General features: G+C 59.0%; 15 protein-coding genes and 1 riboswitch. Of the genes, 9 read left to right on the plus strand and 6 right to left on the minus strand.

All coding sequences use genetic code 11. The features are described from left to right. Positions 1-114 precede the first annotated feature (114 nt). A riboswitch (TPP riboswitch) is annotated at positions 115-230 on the plus strand. A 47-nt stretch (positions 231-277) separates the two neighbouring features. The 4 genes from thiB (at position 278) to H4I97_RS17780 (ending at position 5440) form a co-directional block, all read left to right on the plus strand. After that, positions 278-1297, plus strand: coding sequence for a thiamine ABC transporter substrate binding subunit (gene thiB, locus H4I97_RS17765; protein WP_244658803.1), 1020 nt, complete (start codon positions 278-280; stop codon positions 1295-1297). A gap of 4 nt (positions 1298-1301) precedes the next feature. After that, positions 1302-2945: a thiamine/thiamine pyrophosphate ABC transporter permease ThiP gene (gene thiP, locus H4I97_RS17770; RefSeq protein ID WP_182305907.1), complete on the plus strand. Its 1644-nt coding sequence runs from the start codon at positions 1302-1304 to the stop codon at positions 2943-2945. Next, complete coding sequence (locus H4I97_RS17775) at positions 2929-3645, plus strand: thiamine ABC transporter ATP-binding protein (RefSeq protein ID WP_182305908.1); 717 nt, start codon at positions 2929-2931, stop codon at positions 3643-3645. The genes thiP and H4I97_RS17775 overlap by 17 nt, the downstream gene beginning before the upstream one ends. 292 nt (positions 3646-3937) lie before the next feature. Next, positions 3938-5440: a M48 family metalloprotease gene (locus tag H4I97_RS17780; RefSeq protein ID WP_182305909.1), complete on the plus strand. Its 1503-nt coding sequence runs from the start codon at positions 3938-3940 to the stop codon at positions 5438-5440. An 18-nt stretch (positions 5441-5458) separates the two neighbouring features. Here the strand turns inward: H4I97_RS17780 and H4I97_RS17785 are convergent, their stop codons facing one another. The 5 genes from H4I97_RS17785 to H4I97_RS17805 all read right to left on the minus strand — a co-directional run bounded on the left by H4I97_RS17785 (position 5459) and on the right by H4I97_RS17805 (position 9758). Beyond that, positions 5459-6334 carry an RNA polymerase factor sigma-32 gene (locus H4I97_RS17785; RefSeq protein ID WP_182307707.1) on the minus strand — a complete coding sequence of 292 codons (876 nt, stop codon included), beginning with the start codon at positions 6332-6334 and terminating at the stop codon, positions 5459-5461. Positions 6335-6574: 240 nt separating this feature from the next. Next, complete coding sequence (locus H4I97_RS17790; RefSeq protein ID WP_244658677.1) at positions 6575-7471, minus strand: phosphatase PAP2 family protein; 897 nt, start codon at positions 7469-7471, stop codon at positions 6575-6577. 38 nt (positions 7472-7509) lie between these two features. Beyond that, on the minus strand, positions 7510-8622 hold the full coding sequence (gene leuB, locus H4I97_RS17795) for a 3-isopropylmalate dehydrogenase (protein WP_182305910.1): 1113 nt from the start codon (positions 8620-8622) through the stop codon (positions 7510-7512). 146 nt (positions 8623-8768) lie between these two features. Then, positions 8769-9374 carry a 3-isopropylmalate dehydratase small subunit gene (gene leuD, locus H4I97_RS17800; protein ID WP_182305911.1) on the minus strand — a complete coding sequence of 202 codons (606 nt, stop codon included), beginning with the start codon at positions 9372-9374 and terminating at the stop codon, positions 8769-8771. Positions 9375-9530: 156 nt separating this feature from the next. After that, complete coding sequence (locus H4I97_RS17805; RefSeq protein ID WP_182305912.1) at positions 9531-9758, minus strand: hypothetical protein; 228 nt, start codon at positions 9756-9758, stop codon at positions 9531-9533. 108 nt (positions 9759-9866) lie between these two features. Here H4I97_RS17805 and H4I97_RS17810 point away from each other — a divergent pair, with 108 nt between their 5' ends. Beyond that, positions 9867-10784 carry an HpcH/HpaI aldolase/citrate lyase family protein gene (locus tag H4I97_RS17810; RefSeq protein ID WP_182305913.1) on the plus strand — a complete coding sequence of 306 codons (918 nt, stop codon included), beginning with the start codon at positions 9867-9869 and terminating at the stop codon, positions 10782-10784. Further along, a complete protein-coding gene (locus tag H4I97_RS17815; RefSeq protein WP_182305914.1) occupies positions 10781-10987 on the plus strand; it encodes a DUF1737 domain-containing protein in 207 nt (68 codons plus the stop codon). Before H4I97_RS17810 ends, H4I97_RS17815 begins: the two co-directional genes overlap by 4 nt. 48 nt (positions 10988-11035) lie before the next feature. Here the strand turns inward: H4I97_RS17815 and H4I97_RS17820 are convergent, their stop codons facing one another. Further along, positions 11036-11476 (minus strand): metallopeptidase family protein, encoded by a 441-nt coding sequence (locus H4I97_RS17820; RefSeq protein ID WP_182305915.1) that lies wholly within the window; start codon positions 11474-11476, stop codon positions 11036-11038. 157 nt (positions 11477-11633) lie between these two features. Here H4I97_RS17820 and H4I97_RS24580 point away from each other — a divergent pair, with 157 nt between their 5' ends. From H4I97_RS24580 to H4I97_RS17830, 3 genes are read left to right on the plus strand one after another with little or no spacing between them, the layout of a single operon-like run. After that, positions 11634-12578, plus strand: a complete 945-nt coding sequence (locus H4I97_RS24580; RefSeq protein WP_244658678.1) for an ImuA family protein — start codon at positions 11634-11636, stop codon at positions 12576-12578. Between the two features lie 40 nt (positions 12579-12618). Then, a complete protein-coding gene (locus H4I97_RS17825; protein ID WP_425306239.1) occupies positions 12619-14049 on the plus strand; it encodes a Y-family DNA polymerase in 1431 nt (476 codons plus the stop codon). Continuing rightward, positions 14046-17351 (plus strand): error-prone DNA polymerase, encoded by a 3306-nt coding sequence (locus tag H4I97_RS17830; protein ID WP_182305917.1) that lies wholly within the window; start codon positions 14046-14048, stop codon positions 17349-17351. Before H4I97_RS17825 ends, H4I97_RS17830 begins: the two co-directional genes overlap by 4 nt. The last annotated feature ends 352 nt before the right edge of the window (positions 17352-17703 follow it).

Here is a 17703-nt window from a genome sequence, read left to right on the forward strand (position 1 = left end):
CATGAAAAAGGCGGGAAGGACAAGCTTCGTCATAATACGCCATTGAAAGCCGTGACAATCCGGCCGGGCAGTTGTCCGGAGCTTGCGTGATACGAGGTGCCGCGCTATTTCTTCCCTGCTCTAACGGGGTGCCAAAAGGCTCTTAAATGACCTGGTGGCTGAGAGGTGAACACCAACCCGCGGAACCTGATCCGGCTCGAACCGGCGGAGGGATTAGACGCGTAACAGACGCCCTTTTCCCGGAAACAAACACGAAGGAGGGGCGCCTATGCGAACCATGATATCCGTTCTTTCCGGCTGCACGCATCTCGGCGTGGCGGCAATTGCAGTGCTGTCGTCTGTTCCCGCTTTGGCGGCCGACAAGACTTTGACGATCTACACTTACGAAAGCTTCATTTCCGAATGGGGCCCGGGTCCAAAGGTCAAGGAAGCATTCGAGAAGACCTGCGAATGCCAGGTGGATTTCGTCGGCGTCGCCGATGGGGTTGCTTTGCTGACGCGCCTGAAACTCGAGGGCGATGCGAGCAAGGCCGATCTCGTCCTCGGGCTCGACACCAATCTCGTTGCCGAGGCGAAACAGACCGGCTTTTTCGACGTGCACGGTGTCGACACCTCGGCGGTCAAGGTTCCCGGCGGCTTCTCCGACGACACCTTCATTCCATATGATTACGGTCATTTCGCAGTCGTTTACGATACGCAGGCACTGAAGACGCCCCCGAAGAGCATGAAGGAACTCGTGGAGGGCGATCCTTCGCAGAAGATCGTGATCGAGGATCCCAGAACGTCAACGCCCGGACTCGGATTGCTGCTCTGGGTCAAGTCGATCTACGGCGATGAAGCGCCGGCCGCCTGGCAGAAGCTGAAAGGCCGTATCTTGACCGTGACGCCCGGCTGGTCGGAAGCCTACGGCTTGTTCACGAAGGGTGAGGTGCCGATGGTACTCTCTTACACGACGTCACCGGCTTATCATATGGTCGCCGAAGAAACCGAGCGTTACCAGGCTGCCGCCTTCTCCGAAGGCCATTACATCCAGATCGAAGTCGCCGGCTTGCTCAAGAATGCGCCCGAGAAGGACCTCGCGCGCAAGTTCCTCAAGTTCATGCTGAGCCCCGGGTTCCAGAATACCATTCCGACCAACAACTGGATGATGCCTGCCGCACCGACGTCGGAGCCGCTACCGGAGGCCTTCGGAAAGCTGGTCAGCCCCTCCAAGACGTTCCTGATGTCTCCGGAGGAGGTCGCAGCCAACCGGAAGGCGTGGATCGACGAGTGGCTCGCAGCAATGACGCTCAAGTAACGACATGCTGGGAAGACGGCAGCGTTTGACGGGTTTCCTTGGCGGAGCGTTCAGTCTTGTCGCCATCGGGATATTCGTCGGTGTCGCAATCCTGGCGTTGCTCCACTACGGCGGGGAAGGTGGCTTAACGGTACTCTTCTCCGACCCGCTGCTCCTGTCCGTGCTGCGTTTCACGCTGTTGCAGGCGGCACTTTCGACTGCACTTTCGGTGATTCTTGCGATCCCGGTCGCTAGATCACTCGCCCGTCAGACACGTTTCCTAGGACGCATGTGGGTGATCCGACTGATGGCGGTGCCGATGGGACTTCCTGTTCTGATCGGCGCTCTCGGCCTGATCGGCATCTGGGGGCGGCAGGGATTGATCAACGATGGGCTGCTCCTCCTTGGCAAGGCGGAGCCAGTTAGCATTTATGGTCTCGGCGGCATCTTGCTCGCGCACGTTTTCTTCAATCTGCCGCTTGCCGCGCGCTTGATGCTTGCTGGACTCGAGCGTTTACCCTCCGAATATTGGCTGATGAGTGCGACGCTTGGCATGAAGTCAGGCGCGATTTTCCGTTTCATCGAATGGCCCGCGCTTCGCTCGCTCATTCCCGGCATCGCCGGTCTCGTATTCATGCTTTGTGCCACCAGCTTCACGCTTGTCCTCATTCTCGGGGGAGGTCCTGCCGCGACAACGCTCGAGGTGGCGATCTACCAAGCCCTTCGGTTTGATTTCGATCCGGAGCGGGCTGTGTCGCTAGCCTTCTTGCAGATCGCCGTTACGGCCTTGATATTGGTGGCCATGGCCCTATTTCCTGCGCCGGCGGAGCACGGGAAGACGCTCGGTCGTCCGCCACGACGATTCGACGGTTTGGGCCTCAAAGCGCGTCTTTCGGACGGTACCGCGCTCGTCGCCGCCGTGTTGTTTCTTACTCTCCCTCTCGGGGCAGTCGTCGTTGCCGGCCTCAGGGCTGATCTCCTCAAGCTTCTCACCGAAGAGGCATTTCTGCGAGCTGCGGCGACAAGCCTTGCAATCGCTCTCGGGTCGGCATTATCGGCACTCTTGCTTGCGCTGGCGACCATCCACGCGCAAACGGTGATCAGTCTCTTGCGGCGGCCCTCGCTAACCATGAAAGGCATCTCGCTACTTCTGTCGGGCGTGTCTTCTCTCGTGTTGTTGGTCCCGACGATCGTGCTCGCGACGGGGTGGTTCATGGCACTGAGATCAATGGGAGACATCGCGAGTTTCGCACCGGCGGTCGTCGTCGGTATCAATGCGCTAATGGCCCTGCCGTTCGTCATGCGGGTCTTGGCGCCTGCACTGGCAACCCATCGCGCCGCGACGGGACGTCTGGTTTTCAGTCTGGGTATCGCCGGGTTTTCAAAACTGCGACTGATCGACTGGCCGCTTCTCAAAAAGCCATTGCTGACCGCTCTTTCCTTCGCCATGGCGCTTTCGCTCGGAGATCTGGGAGCCGTGGCTCTTTTCGGATCTGAGAAAATCACGACATTGCCGTGGCTGATTTACAATCGTATGGGACAGTACCGGACCAACGACGCCGACGGACTTGCCCTGATTCTCGGCCTGATCTGTCTGCTTCTAACCCTCGCCGGCACCACCGGCGCCCAGTCCCGGAAGGATGATGTCGAGAATGCCGGACCAGTGTAATGCCGTTGTCCTCGACAATGTCCGGCTCCGGCTCGGAGCCCGGGATTTCCTGTTCGACTGCCGAATTCCCAAGGGGACGATCACCGCGGTCGCCGGACCCTCCGGCTCAGGAAAATCGACGCTCCTGAACCTGATCGCCGGTTTCGAGACGCCGGATCATGGCCGGTTGTCGATCGAAGGAGAAGATGTACGCGGCGTCCTGCCGTCTGACCGGCCGGTTTCGCTTATCTTTCAGGACAATAATCTCTTTGCCCACCTTGATCTGTTCACGAATGTGGGGCTCGGAATCAACCCGGGTCTTCATCTCGGAGCGAAGGAACGGGAGATGGTATCGACGGCGCTGGAGCGGGTCGGCCTGAAAGGTTTCGAGCGTCGGCGCCCCTCGACGCTTTCGGGCGGGGAGCGTCAGCGTGTCGCTTTCGCAAGGGCGCTTGTGCGGCGCAAACCAGTACTGCTTCTGGACGAGCCCTTCGCGGCGCTGGATCCTGGGTCGCGATCGGCCATGGCGGACCTTCTTCAAGCTCTGCATCGTGAAACGCGCAACACGGTGGTCATCATCACTCACGATGCGGACGAGGTGGCGCGCCTTGCGGAGCACGTGCTTTTTGTCGATCGGGGAAGAATTTCCTTCTCCGGTCCGGTGGAGGTATTTCTCCAGCGCCGCGATATCGAAGCCGTGAGGGCCTTTCTCGGCGGCTGAGGCGGAGTGTTGCATCTCGGTGCCGTCGCCATAATTTGGACGCGCCCCGGTGGCATTCGCAGCTCGGATGATGCATTTTCCGCGTATATGCCTCGGTATTGTCTTACCGGAGAAGGCTCCTTTTCCTATATGCTGGTTGTGGTTGCCGGTTGAATGATGTTGTTTCGGACATATCGAAGACACGAAGAATACGCAGCCGGTAATGTTAATCGAGGGTGGCAGTCATTGGTGCCGGTCGCTCGTATTGAAGGAAGGTAGCCCGGGCAGAATGCCAGCTCCGACGGACAGACACATGTGGGCGCCTGGTCCTTTTGCGCGTACGCGGGGATTGCGGGGGTCGCTAAATCTGCTCGCAGCCGTTTCGTTGGCTGCGCTGCTATCGTCATGCCAGTCGTTGTTCGAACAGGCTTACGTTGCGGATGTCTCTCCTTCGAACACCCCGCAGATCGTCGAAGAGGTTCAGAAGGGTGATCCACGGGCCCAGATGGGCGCGCGCGAACACCCACGAATCGTCGCAAGCTATGGCGGCGAGTATCACGATGAGAAAACGGAGAAACTGGTCGCGCGGATTGCGGGCGCGCTGACTGCTGTTTCGGAGAACCCGAACCAGTCCTACCGAATCACGATCCTGAACTCTCCGGCAATCAACGCCTTTGCCCTGCCTGGCGGCTATCTGTATGTCACCCGCGGTCTCCTTGCCCTTGCCAACGACGCATCGGAGGTCGCAGCCGTGTTGTCGCACGAAATGGCTCACGTCACGGCCAACCATGGAATCGAGCGGCAACGTCGCGAAGAGGCGGAGGTGATCGCCAGCCGCGTGGTAGCCGAGGTTCTTTCGAGTGATCTTGCGGGCAAGCAGGCGCTGGCGCGCGGCAAGCTCCGCCTGGCGGCATTCTCGCGTCAGCAGGAGTTGCAGGCGGACGTGATCGGGGTGCGAACGTTGGGCGAAGCCGGCTACGATCCCTACGCTGCAGCGCGGTTCCTCGATTCGATGGCGGCCTACAGTCATTTCACCTCGGTCGATCCCTATTCGGACCAGAGCCTCGACTTCCTGTCGAGCCACCCGAATGCTCCGCAGCGCGTGGAACTGGCCCGCCGCCATGCGCGTGCCTTCGGTCCCGAGGGAACACACGGCGAAACGGGACGTGACTATTACCTACAGGGAATCGACGGCCTGCTTTATGGCGACAGCCCGCAGGAGGGTTACGTCCGTGGGCAGACTTTCCTGCATGCCGGACTTGGTATCCGCTTCGACGTCCCGAATGGATTCCAGATCGACAATAAGGTCGAAGCAGTGCTGGCAACGGGACCGGGGGACGTCGCGATTCGCTTCGATGGGATTGCCGACAGCGACCGCCGCAGCCTTTCCAACTACATTTCGAGCGGGTGGGTGACGGGGCTGCTTCCCGAGACTATTCGTGCAACGACTGTAAACGGTCTTGAGGCAGCCACTGCCAAGGCCTCCGCGGAACGATGGGATTTCGACGTCACCGTCATCCGGATCGGTCCGCAGATCTTTCGTTTCCTGACGGCGGTGCCGAAAGGCAGCCCGGCCCTGGAGCCCACCGCGGAGAAACTCCGCTCGAGCTTCCGACGGATTACCCGACAGGAAGCCGCGTCCCTGAAACCGCTGCGCGTTCGCGTCATTACCGTGGGGCAAGGCGATACGATCGGCTCACTTGCGGCGCGAATGATGGGTACGGAACGGAAGCTCGAACTGTTCAAGCTGATCAACGCGCTCAACACCGGCTCGACGCTCGCGCCGGGAAGTCGGGTTAAGATCATCTCGGAGTGACGTCCGGAGCCGCTGCTATCAGGTGGCAAGTTCGCGAAGCTCGCCGGCGGTGGGGCCGCAACTGCTCAGGGCCGTCTTCAGCTTTTCCATCGCGCGGGTTTCGATCTGGCGCACCCTTTCCTTGGAGATGCCGAGTTCGGCGCCGAGCTCTTCGAGTGTTGCACCATCTTCGGAGAGGCGACGTGCACGAATGATGCGGGTTTCACGATCGTTCAGTCGCTCCATGGCGCATTTGAGCCATTTCGACCAGCGTTCGCCGTCGATCTTGCCCCGCACTTGTTCGTCGGGCGGAATTTCCTCGCTCTCCAGCATTTCGAGCTGTTCGACGCCCTGTCCGTTCTTGCCCATGATCGGTGTCTGCAGGGAAGCATCGCTCCCGGCCAGACGGGCGTCCATCGATTGAACGTCAGCTAGGCTAACGCCGAGCGTGGCGGCGATCTGCTGATGAATGGCCTGATCGCTCAGATGGCTGTCGGTCTGCGCCAGTTTCGCACGCAGCCTGCGAAGATTGAAGAACAGAGCTTTCTGGGATGAACTCGTTCCGCCTCGGACAATCGACCAGTTGCGGAGAATGTAATCTTGCATTGAAGCGCGGATCCACCATCCTGCATAGGTAGAGAAGCGGACCTCCCTCGCCGGATCGAAGCGCGCAGCTGCTTCGAGAAGGCCTATATAGCCTTCCTGGATCAAATCGTTCAGCGGAAGACCGAAGCCGCGGAATTTCGTTGCCATGGCGATGACAAGGCGCATATGCGCATAGGCAATCCGATTGCGGGCGTCCCGGTCCTGACCGTTTTTCCATCTTTTGGCGAGATCGACCTCCTCCTCGCGCTCCAGATATGGCTGAGCCATGGCAAAACGGATAATGTGTCTGTCAACCGACATGGCGTTCATTTGCGTCTCCAAAACTTGGATGGCCGTGCTGGGCACGAGCACTGACGGCCTTTGATGAACGGGTAAGCGGAGCCCGGGTTCCACGGATCGGGCAAACTTTCTCGACCTTGGATCCGGCGAGAATCAGTTGGTGCGGAACATTACGCGACTATTTTACGGATCCGTCACCAGATCGGTGCATCGCGTTAAGCAGAAATGGCCCTTCTCACGCACTTGTGAAGGTACGGAAGGGTGGCATCCTCAGCGTGATCGCCGCATCCGAAGATTCGGCCAGATATTGTGCGGAAGAGCAAGTCGTGGCACCGGCAGCCCGTTCGGGCCGGGCTTGAAGACGATACCGTACCGCGAAAAGGCGATCGCGATCAACAGCGAGAACCAGGCGCCGAACGCCAATCCGGCGGTTACATCACTGGGATAGTGCGCTCCTACCATGACTCGCGTCATGCCCAGCCAGATGGCGAGCATGGCAAGAACGGCCCGATGACGCGGTAGGAGCAGCGCAAGAGCCATGAACAGTGCGCCGATTGTCGTTGCATGACCTGAAGGGAAACTTTCGAAGCGAGCGCTTCCGGCAAAGGGGGAAAAGCCGAATACACCCCATTCCTCGAACTGAACCGGCCGAGCGCGGCCGATGGCGCGCTTGATCAGATTTGCCGAGAGTCCGGAGAGAGCGACAGTTGCGAAGAGATAGAGCGAAATTTGGCTCGTGTAGAGCGCCTGAAAACGCCTTCTGGCGTCTTCGATCCTGCCCGTTGCCACGAATGCTGCGAAGAAGACGAAGGCCGATCCGAAAAGTATCCACCCGGATTTACCGATATCGGTAACAGCGCGACTGACTGAACGTACTGCGGCCGGCACGTCTCCGGCCGTCGCTGCCGCTGGCACGTCGAAAACCAGGAACGCAAGCAGGACGAGGTTGGCGGTGACGAATAGAAAAACCTGCCAGTAGGACGAAGATGCAGGAAGCGTGTTCCTTTCGCGGCGGCCTCTCAGCCAAGCCGCGATTGCGCCTGCGTTTCTCTTCTCAGCGGTTCTAAGCTGGCGGCTCTTTGCCACGCTCCGTCCTCGAGCCTCACGGCTCCTAGCAATTGCCGGGCGGCAAATAGCGCTCGGTAAATAATTCACCCATGCAACCAAAAGGCCCGCACGGTTGCGCGGGCCGGGCCGTCAGATCCTCATGCGGAAAGTGCCTTGAACTCGGCGAGAATGGTGTCGCCCATGTCCGAGGTTCCGACCTGTCGGCAACCTTCCGCCATGATGTCACCTGTCCGGATGCCTTTTTCAAGAACGTTTGCGATCGCCTTTTCCAGAGTGTCGGCTTCCTTGATCATATTGAACGAGTAACGAAGGCACATCGCGAACGATGCGATCATCGCGATCGGGTTGGCAACACCCTTCCCTGCAATGTCGGGTGCGGATCCATGAACCGGTTCGTAGAGGGCCTTGCGCTTGCCGGTCTTCGCATCGGGCGCACCGAGCGATGCCGAGGGAAGCATGCCGAGGGAGCCGGTGAGCATCGCCGCGACGTCGGAGAGCATGTCACCGAAGAGGTTGTCCGTGACGATGACGTCAAATTGCTTCGGATTGCGCACCAGCTGCATACCGCCGGCGTCGGCCAGCATGTGCTCGAGCTTGACGTCCGGATACTTTGCCTTGTGAACTTCGGTAACGACCTGGTTCCAGAGCACGCCCGACTTCATGACGTTCCGCTTTTCCATCGAGCAAACGGCGTTCTTGCGGGTACGGGCAAGCTCGAAGGCGACCGACGCAATACGCTCGATCTCGTAGGTGTCGTAGACCTGCGTGTCGATCGCACGCTTCTGGCCGTTACCGAGATCGGTGATTATCTTCGGTTCGCCGAAATATACGCCGCCCGTGAGCTCGCGCACGATCAGGATGTCGAGACCTTCGACCAGTTCAGGCTTCAGCGACGATGCCGAGGCGAGTGCCGGATAGCAGATCGCCGGACGAAGGTTGGCGAAGAGCTCCAGATCCTTGCGAAGACGAAGAAGGCCGGCTTCCGGGCGGACGTCATAAGGAACGGCGTCCCACTTCGGGCCACCGACGGCGCCGAAGAGTACGGCGTCTGCAGCCATCGCTTTGGCCATGTCATCTTCGGAGATCGCAGCGCCGTGTGCGTCGTAGGCGCATCCCCCGACAAGTCCCTCGTCGGTCTCGAACCCGGCCTTCATCTCGCTATTCATGTAAGCGATGATCTTGCGGACCTCGGCCATGGCCTCCGGGCCGATACCGTCGCCGGGGAGAAGGAAAAGCTTGCGCACTGTCATGGGAGACCCCTGCTTCAAATAAGTTGCGGCGTTTTATCGGCAGCTGCCCGCCATTTCAAGCGCGGCAAGACCGTAAGCGGTACGCCCTTGGCCCAAAGCGATGAAGGCGACCGCAAGGCCGCCTTCATCGAAATTCTTGATAGAGTTTATGCCCAAGGATGAGCAACGGCATTGGCCTTTTCGAAAGTCGCGATGCTCGCCGCCTTCTCGAGTGTCAGGCCGATGTCGTCGAGGCCGTTCAGCAGACAATGGCGCTTGAACGGATCGATGTCGAACTTGATCGTTCCACCATCGGGGCCGGTAATTTCCTGGGCTTCCAAGTCAACGGTCAGAACGGCGTTGGAGCCGCGGCCGGCGTCGTCCATCAGCTTGTCCAGGTTTTCGGGGCTGACGACGATCGGCAGGATGCCGTTCTTGAAGCAGTTGTTGTAGAAAATGTCGGCGAACGATGTGGAGATTACGCAGCGTATGCCGAAATCGAGCAGTGCCCAGGGGGCGTGCTCGCGAGAGGAGCCGCAGCCAAAGTTGTCTCCGGCGACCAGAATCTGCGCGTTGCGATATGCGGGCTTGTTGAGGACGAAATCCGCATTTTCGGAGCCGTCTTCCTTGTAGCGAGCTTCCGCGAAAAGTCCTTTCCCGAGGCCGGTGCGCTTGATCGTCTTCAGATAATCCTTCGGGATGATCATGTCGGTGTCGATATTGACGACCGGAAGCGGTGCGGCGACGCCGGTGAGTTTAACGAACTTTTCCATCATTCCTGCCTGTGATCTTCAACGTTCCTGCGGAGGTTTCCTGCCAATAGAGGAAAACCGGGAGAAATTGAAGGGGAATCTCGCGCCTACAGCGTACGGACCGTCATCATCGCTGACGATTGCGTCTGCCTGAGACGGCCTTTACGGGTCGGCGGATCAGAGATCGATGATGGTGCCGCGTCCGTCATTCCACACATGCATTTCGCGGCGCTTGGCCTTGGCATAGAGGGGCGCCGGTTTTGCTCGCGTCGAAAGCATGCGTGCGGCGAGAAAAACGGTCAGGATCGCCCCGGAGACGAGCGTAAGCGAAATCGTGAAAACGGCAGCAGCCGCGAAGACGCAAATACCGGCGAGAGCGAGGCCAATGGTGCGAAGGTTTTGCATGGTCGAAGTCCTTTCTTGAGTAAGGTGGTCCTTTCACCCCCGAATTGCAAGGTTTCTTGACGTTCGATCGTCTTGCATGCTCCGACAAAGCTTGGCACAAGTGCGCCCATGAGCTTTTCTTCCTCTGCCAGTCTTTCTGTACGGTTGCGCCGCTCCGTTTTGAGCGTTCCTGCCATCAATCCGCGAGCACTCGCCAAGGTTCCGGATCTCGACTGCGATGTGGTGATCTTCGACCTTGAAGATTCGGTCGCTCCGGAGAAGAAAGGAGAGGCGCGCGCGAATCTTCGGCGCTTCTTTGCCGACACGTCGCCCTTGCACGGCAAGGAATGCATCATCCGGATCAACGGTCACGATAGCGGGTTCGCTGATGACGATATGGCGACGGTCATCGCTTGCCGCCCCCATGCTGTGTTGTTGCCGAAGGTTGACGGCCCACAGGACGTGGAACGGGTGGCCGATCTATTGGCCGAGGCCGACGCGCCGGAGGGCTTGCGCATATGGGCCATGATGGAAACGCCGCTCGGCGTCCTCAATGCGGCCGCGATTGCGCGAACCGGCCGAACCGATGGGGCGCGGCTTGACTGCCTGGTGGTCGGCCTCAACGATCTGCGCAAGGCAACGGGTGTGCCGGCTGGGTCCGGTCGGACTTTTCTTGTGCCCTGGCTGATGCAGGTGGTTCTGGCGGCGCGAGCCTTCGGACTGGACGTAATCGACAGCGTCAGCAATGATTTCAGCGATATTGCCGCGTTCGAAGCCGAGTGCCGGCAGGGGCGGTCCATGGGCTTCGATGGAAAAATGTTGATCCACCCTGCCCAGATCGAGCCGGCGAACCGGTACTTCGGTCCGAGCGCGGAAGAGATTGCCGAGGCGCAAGCAATTGCCGAGGCCTTCGCTGCTCCGGCGGCGGCTGGACTCAACGTCGTAAACAGCAACGGCCGGATGATCGAACGGCTGCATCTCGATCAGGCCGAGCGGTTGTTGACCAAGGCAAGAATTATCCAGGACAGGAAAGGCAATTCGGCATGAGAGTTTATCGATTTCTCACAGGACCAGACGATGCATCGTTTTGCCACCGGGTGACCGATGCATTGAACAAGGGCTGGGAGTTGCATGGTGCACCGAGCCTCTCCTTCAATACCGCTACGAACCAGATGTACTGTGGACAGGCGGTGGTGAAGACGGTGCATGGAAAGGATTACGACCCGAGCATGAAGCTCGGCGAGCAATAAAGAAAAGGCCCCGTGATCGGGGCCTTTTCTTTGAAGACTAGACTTTCGTCAGCCGTTGGCGGCAGCGTCTTCGGCGCTTTCCTCGATGCGGGCCATGTCGTCGTCACTCAGGCCGAAGTGATGCCCGATCTCGTGGATCAGCACATGGGTGATGATGTCGCCCAGTGTTTCGTCGTTTTCCGCCCAATAGTCGAGAATCGGACGGCGATAGAGCATGATGCGGTTCGGCATCTCGCCGGTTTCCATGGTGAAACGCTCGGAAATGCCGCGGCCTTCGAAGAGGCCCAGAAGATCGAAAGGAGTTTCGAGCGCCATATCCTCGAAGACTTCGTCGGTCGGAAAGTCGGCGATCTCAATGGTTAGGTTGTCGGTAAGTGCACGGAATTCTTCCGGCAGATGACTATAGGCTTCGATCGCCAGTGATTCAAACGTGCTGATCGTTGGTGCGTGGCGTTCACGCCAATCTTCGGTCTGATCCATCCGGGCCATCGGAACTCCCTTGTCTGTCCGTCATATAGGACCTTTGCCGGCACTTTTCGAGGGAAAATCCGGACGAGGAATAAATTCTTATGAAATGCGGTTGACTCTTTATTGAAGCTCTGGAATCCATAAGAACATATAGAGAACAAAAATGGAGTTGGACGTCATGGCTGAGAAGGCTGTGGCGCGGGAGACGCTCTTTGCCCTGCGTCAGACCATCGCCCGTATCGAGGGACGCACCGTGGTCGATCTGCACGTCGCTGACAGGGAACCAGAGGCGGCCGGACTTGCAGTGCGGGCCTCCGGGAGAGACGGCATGCAGATATTGCCGATCGGCCCTCAGGCACTGGATGGTCCGATGGAAGGTGGACTGCCCCTTGATGCCATGACCGAGATCCGCAGCGACCGGTTGGGAGATGCCGCCGCCGCAAGTGGCTTCATGCTGGCACTTTCCACTCGTCTTCTGATGCATTCCTCTTCCGGCGCAGGACCGGCCCGCATTCTCTGGATTGGCGATGAGGCCGTCGCTCGGGAAGCCGGTCTTCCCCATGCTGCCGGTCTTCAGGATTACGGACTTGATCCGCGGCATCTCCTGTATGCCAGACCAAGGCGCATCGAGGATGGACTCTGGTTTGCCGAGGCAGGTCTTGCAAGCGGCGTCTTCTGTGCCGTCATTCTGGAAGTTTGCGGCAATCCTCGTCGTTTCGGCCTGACGGAAAGCCGCCGCCTTAGTCTCAAGGCGCACTCCACTGGCCGACCCCTCTTGCTGTTGCGGCAGGGAGGGGAGGAAGAGGCCGGCAGTACCGTCTTTCGCATCCGCATCCGCTCGTCATCGGCGCAATCCCGTCGCCTTCCAGATGGTTCCGTGCTCGGCGGCAGCATCGCCAATCCCGTTTTCCAGGTCACTCTGGAAAAGAGCCGGCTTCCGGCACCTGTCGATATCCATCTGGAGTGGAGCCCCCATGACCGTCTGTTTTCCCTTGCCACCCTCCTCCCTGTTCCAGCAGACAACAAGCAGACGAATTCTGGCGCTGTTCTTTCCCCATCTGCCGACGGACAGGATCGCACGTCGTTACTGGGGAGCGTCGTGGCGCTCGACAGGGCGTCCTGACCATCCACCTCTCGTTTGCACAGGACGGATGAAGAATGCCATGCGGTTGACGGCTGTCGACGAGACTGGCGTCGCAACGGGGCTAAAACGCGGGCAGGGCCTGGCGGAAGCGCGGGCGGTTTGTCCTGCTCTTGATGCCGTTATCGCCGATGAGGCTGCCGACCGTCGATTCCTGGAAGGAATTGCCGACTGGTGCGATCGTTATACACCCTTGGTCGCCATCGAGGGCAGGGAGGGCCTCTTTCTCGACATCACCGGCTGTTCCCATCTTTTGGGCGGCGAAGAACTGTTGCTGAGAGATATTCTGAAGCGCCTGTTCGAGATGGGGCTTGATGCTCGTGGAGCGATTTCCTCAACGCCCGGGTTGTCCTGGGCGATGGCGCGCTTTGGCGGTAATGGCACTGTCTCCGAAGGGCATGCCAAATCTGTCCCGGCCTCCTTTCCGGTGGCCGCATGCCGGTTGCCGGAGGAGACGGTATTGGCGCTTCGAAAGATGGGGCTCAAGCGGGTCGGGGATCTGCTTGCTGCGCCACGGGCACCGCTTGTTCGTCGCTTCGGTCCCTTGCCATTGCTGCGGCTCGACCAGATGCTCGGCCGGGAAGATGAGCCGATCTCGCCACGTCGCCCGGTTGCGGATCTTTCCGTCGAGCGGTGTCTTGCCGAACCCCTTCAGTGCGAGGAAGTCATACTTCAACTCGTCCAGCGGATGGCTGTGACGCTGAAATCGGAACTCGAGGCACGTTGTCAGGGTGGTCGCCGCTTCGAATTGCTTCTTTTCAGGGTCGATGGAAGAGTCTTCCGGATTGGTGTGGGCAGTTCTGTTCCTCTGCGCGATCCGACAGGCATCGCCGCCCTCTTTTCCGAACGCCTTGTCGCCCTGCATGACGATCTGGATACTGGTTATGGTTTCGAGATCCTGCGGCTCAATGTGCTGCAGGCAGAGACCCTCCACCGCATGCAGTCGGATTTTACCGGCAGCGCTCCGGTCGAAACCGCATTGGCAACTTTTGTGGATCAGGCGGTCGCCCGTTTGGGCCCGGATTGTCTCATGCGGCCTGTCTTGCAGGAAAGCCACGTGCCGGAACGAGCATCGCTTCTTCTGCCGGCCGCCGATCTTATGGAGATTGTCTCTCCGGGCGTGGAACAGAGGGAGACCGGGACGGGCAGGTCGACCAAGGCGAGGCGGCCGATCCGGCTCCTGAAGGTTCCCGAAATCATCGAGGCGACGGCCGAGGCTCCGGAAGGGCCTCCCATGAGTTTCCGTTGGCGGCGATGTCTTCATCGGGTCCGACGCGCCGAAGGTCCGGAGAAGCTCGCCATGGAATGGTGGATCGATGGTGAAGAAGCGCCAGCGCGAAACTATTTCCAGGTGGAGGATGATGAAGGTCATCGCTACTGGCTGTTTCGTGAGGGCGCTTATGTCTCGAATGCCGAGATGCCACGCTGGTTCATGCATGGAGTTTTTGCATGACGGCCACACCCGCTTTTTTCGAGATCGGCGCCCGAACGAATTTTTCCTTTCTGGAAGGGGCATCCCATCCGGAGGAATTGGTGGAAGCGGCCAGCCGGCTTTGCCTTCCCGGTCTCGGCGTTGCGGATCGAAACACTGTTGCCGGTGTGGTGCGCGTGCATGCCCAGGCCAAGGAAAGGGGCTTCCGGTTCCAGCCGGGTGCACGGCTTGTCTTCGCCGACGGTACACCCGATGTCCTCGCCTATCCGCAGAACCGCCACGGATGGGGAAATCTCTGCCGGTTGCTCAGTGCCGGTAATCTCAAGGGAGAAAAGGGCGTTTGCATTCTCCATGAGGAGGATCTGATCGAATGGGGAGAAGATTTGCTCATTGCGGTGATGCCGAAGACGGAGCATGCCACGGACGAGGGGGAGTTGCCCGGATTGCTTCGGCGATTGGTTTCCCGGTTTGGCAATCGGGCATTCTTGGCGCTTGTTCCACGTTATGACGGTCTCGATCGGTTCACCTTTGCCGTACTTGCGTCTATGGCCGAGACGGCAGGACTTGGCCTGATCGCCAGTAACGAACCGCTATATCATGAGGCGGCACGTCGTCCGCTCGCTGATATCGTCACCGCCATCCGTACCCATGTTCCTATCGCCGAAGCCGGGTTCCATTTGGCCGCGAATGCGGAACGTCATCTGAAGACCGGGGCGGACATGGCCCAGATATTCAGGCACTATCCGCAGGCAATCGCCAACACGCAGCTGTTCTTTAGCCGGCTCTCTTTTTCTCTGGACGAATTGCGCTACCAATATCCCGATGAGAGCCTGGCCGGTGAAACACCGTCTGAAACACTGGAAAGATTGGCACGCTTCGGTGCGGCAAGACGTTATCCCGAAGGGGTAACCGAAAAGGTATTGAAGCAGATCGACTATGAACTCACTCTCATTCGCGAGAGGCAGTACGAGCCCTACTTTCTGACGGTGCGCAACATCATCGAGTTTGCCCGGAGCGAAGGCATTCTCTGCCAAGGACGGGGCTCGGCGGCCAATTCCGTCGTCTGCTACTGCCTCGGCATTACCGAAGTCGATCCGGAGAGGACAACACTGCTCTTCGAGCGGTTCATCTCGACGGAACGCGACGAGCCTCCGGATATCGACGTCGATTTCGAGCATGAGAAGCGGGAAATCGTCATCCAGCATATCTATGAACGCTACGGACGCGAGCATGCCGGATTGGCGGCAGCGGTGAGTTGCTATCGTGCGCGCTCGGCAGGTCGCGAGGTCGCCAAAGCCTTCGGACTGTCCGAGGATGTGCAATCTGCACTCGCGAGCACTGTCTGGGGATGGTCTGCCGCCGATCTTTCCGAGCGCGAGGCCAAGGCGGCGGGGCTGGACATGAGCAATCTGACGACGCAACGTGTTCTCACCTATGCTTCCAAACTCATCGGATTTCCGCGTCACCTGACCCAGCATGTGGGTGGCTTCGTCATCACGCGCGACAGGCTGGACGAGGTGGTCCCGATCATGAAAACGGCGATGGACGGCCGCTACATGGTCGAATGGGACAAGGATGATCTCGATGCGCTCGGCATCCTCAAGATCGATATTCTGGCGCTCGGCATGCTGACCTGCCTTGCCAGAGCCTTCAAGCTGCTGGAAAGCCATTACGGAAAACGTATTACACTCGCCGATCTGTGCCGGGACCATCGGCCGGCGGTTTACGACATGATTTGCCGTGCTGACACGATCGGCGTTTTCCAGATAGAGAGCCGGGCCCAGATGAGCATGCTGCCGCGCCTTAGGCCTCGGGATCTCTACGATCTGGTGATCGAGGTGGCGATCGTGAGGCCCGGCCCCATTCAGGGCAACATGGTGCATCCCTACCTGAAAAGACGGGAGGACGATCGAGCAGGTCGACCCATCAGCTATCCTCGTCCGGAATTGGAGCAGGTATTGAAACGAACGCTCGGCATCCCGCTCTTTCAGGAACAGGTCATGCAGATCGCCATCACCGCTGCAGGCTTCACGCCAGGTGAGGCAGACCGTCTCAGGCGGGCGATGGCGACGTTCAAAAGGACCGGAACAATCCATACCTTCCGGAAGAAGATGGTCGAGGGCATGGTGAACAATGGTTACGATGCCGAGTTCGCCGAGAGTTGTTTCCGGCAGATCGAGGGGTTCGGCGAGTATGGCTTTCCGGAGAGCCATGCCGCATCCTTTGCCCTTCTGGTCTATGCGTCCAGTTGGCTGAAGGCGTACTATCCGGATGTCTTCTGTGTCGCCACTCTCAATTCACAACCGATGGGATTCTACGCTCCGGCGCAACTGGTGCGGGATGCTCGGGAACACGGGGTCGTGGTGCGACCGGTCGATATCAACGAATCCGATTGGGACGCGACTTTGGTGGATGGTACTTTCGAACGAGATTGCATCCATCCCCGACATGTTTCGATGCAAGACGTAATCCTGGCGCGAAAGGCGGTGCGGCTCGGATTCCGTCAGGTCAAGGGACTGACACGGAAGGATGTCGACCGGCTCCTTGCTTGTCGGGGCAACGGTTACGTTTCCATCCGAGATCTCTGGCTGCGGACCGGTCTTCCCCGTTCCGTCATCGAACGACTCGCGGATGCGGATGTCTTTCGCTCGATCAAGCTCGATCGCCGGGCTGCCTTGTGGGCGGCAAAGGCCCTCGACGAAGGAGGCGCTGTTGAACATCTGCCGCTCTTTGCCGATCACGGCGACCTTCAGATCGAACCTGAAACGCCACTTCCGCAAATGCGAGACAGCGAGCAGGTGGTCAACGACTATCGCTATCTCTCTCTGTCCCTGAAGGCGCATCCCGTCTCGTTTCTCCGCGAGCAGTTGGACGTGCTTCAAGTCCGTCGATGCCGAGATTTGGAGAGTGTTGAAAATGGACGGAAGACTACAATCGCCGGACTGGTACTGGTGCGCCAACGACCCGGTTCGGCGAACGGGATTATATTCATGACCATCGAGGACGAAACCGGAATTGCCAATATCATTGTATGGTCGAAGACCTTCGAACGTTTCCGACCGGTGGTCATGGGGGCCCGTTTTATAAAGGTCCAAGGACGACTACAGAAAGCCGACGGTGTCATTCACGTGGTTGCAGAGGAGATCGAGGACTGGTCGTCTGCTCTTGGCCTTCTGGTGAGTGATGACGGGTTGGACAATGCTAGCGCGGCTTCCCGTTCGGCTATCGAGCAAATGTTCAGGAAGTCCGAACATTCAAGAAGCATGCCCCCATCCGTCGGCTCAGCACGGGACGCCATGCCGAAAGGCCGAAATTTCCATTGACTCACGTAGCGATTGTCGCACGTGGCCGAAATTTTCTTGACACTAAATCTCTTCTTTAGCAAAAGGAAGGACGAGTACGAGTTCCCTGACAGGCCGCATCATGCTTGTTTGCAGCTGCAACTACATCACTGACACAGAAATCAAGGACGTCATCAACCAGCTTCTCGATGAGGACTGCTGGCAGCTCATCGTGCCTGCAAAGGTTTATCACGCGATAGCCAAGCGGGGCCGTTGCTGCGGCTGTTTTCCGACGGTTGTCGACCTGATTATCAGCACAACCGAAGAATATCATGCCCGTCGCCACTCGACACAAGCAGAGGTTGTTGATTTCATTACACGCCTGAAGACTTTC

The organism is Ciceribacter thiooxidans (genome assembly GCF_014126615.1).
Classification (GTDB): domain Bacteria; phylum Pseudomonadota; class Alphaproteobacteria; order Rhizobiales; family Rhizobiaceae; genus Allorhizobium; species Allorhizobium thiooxidans.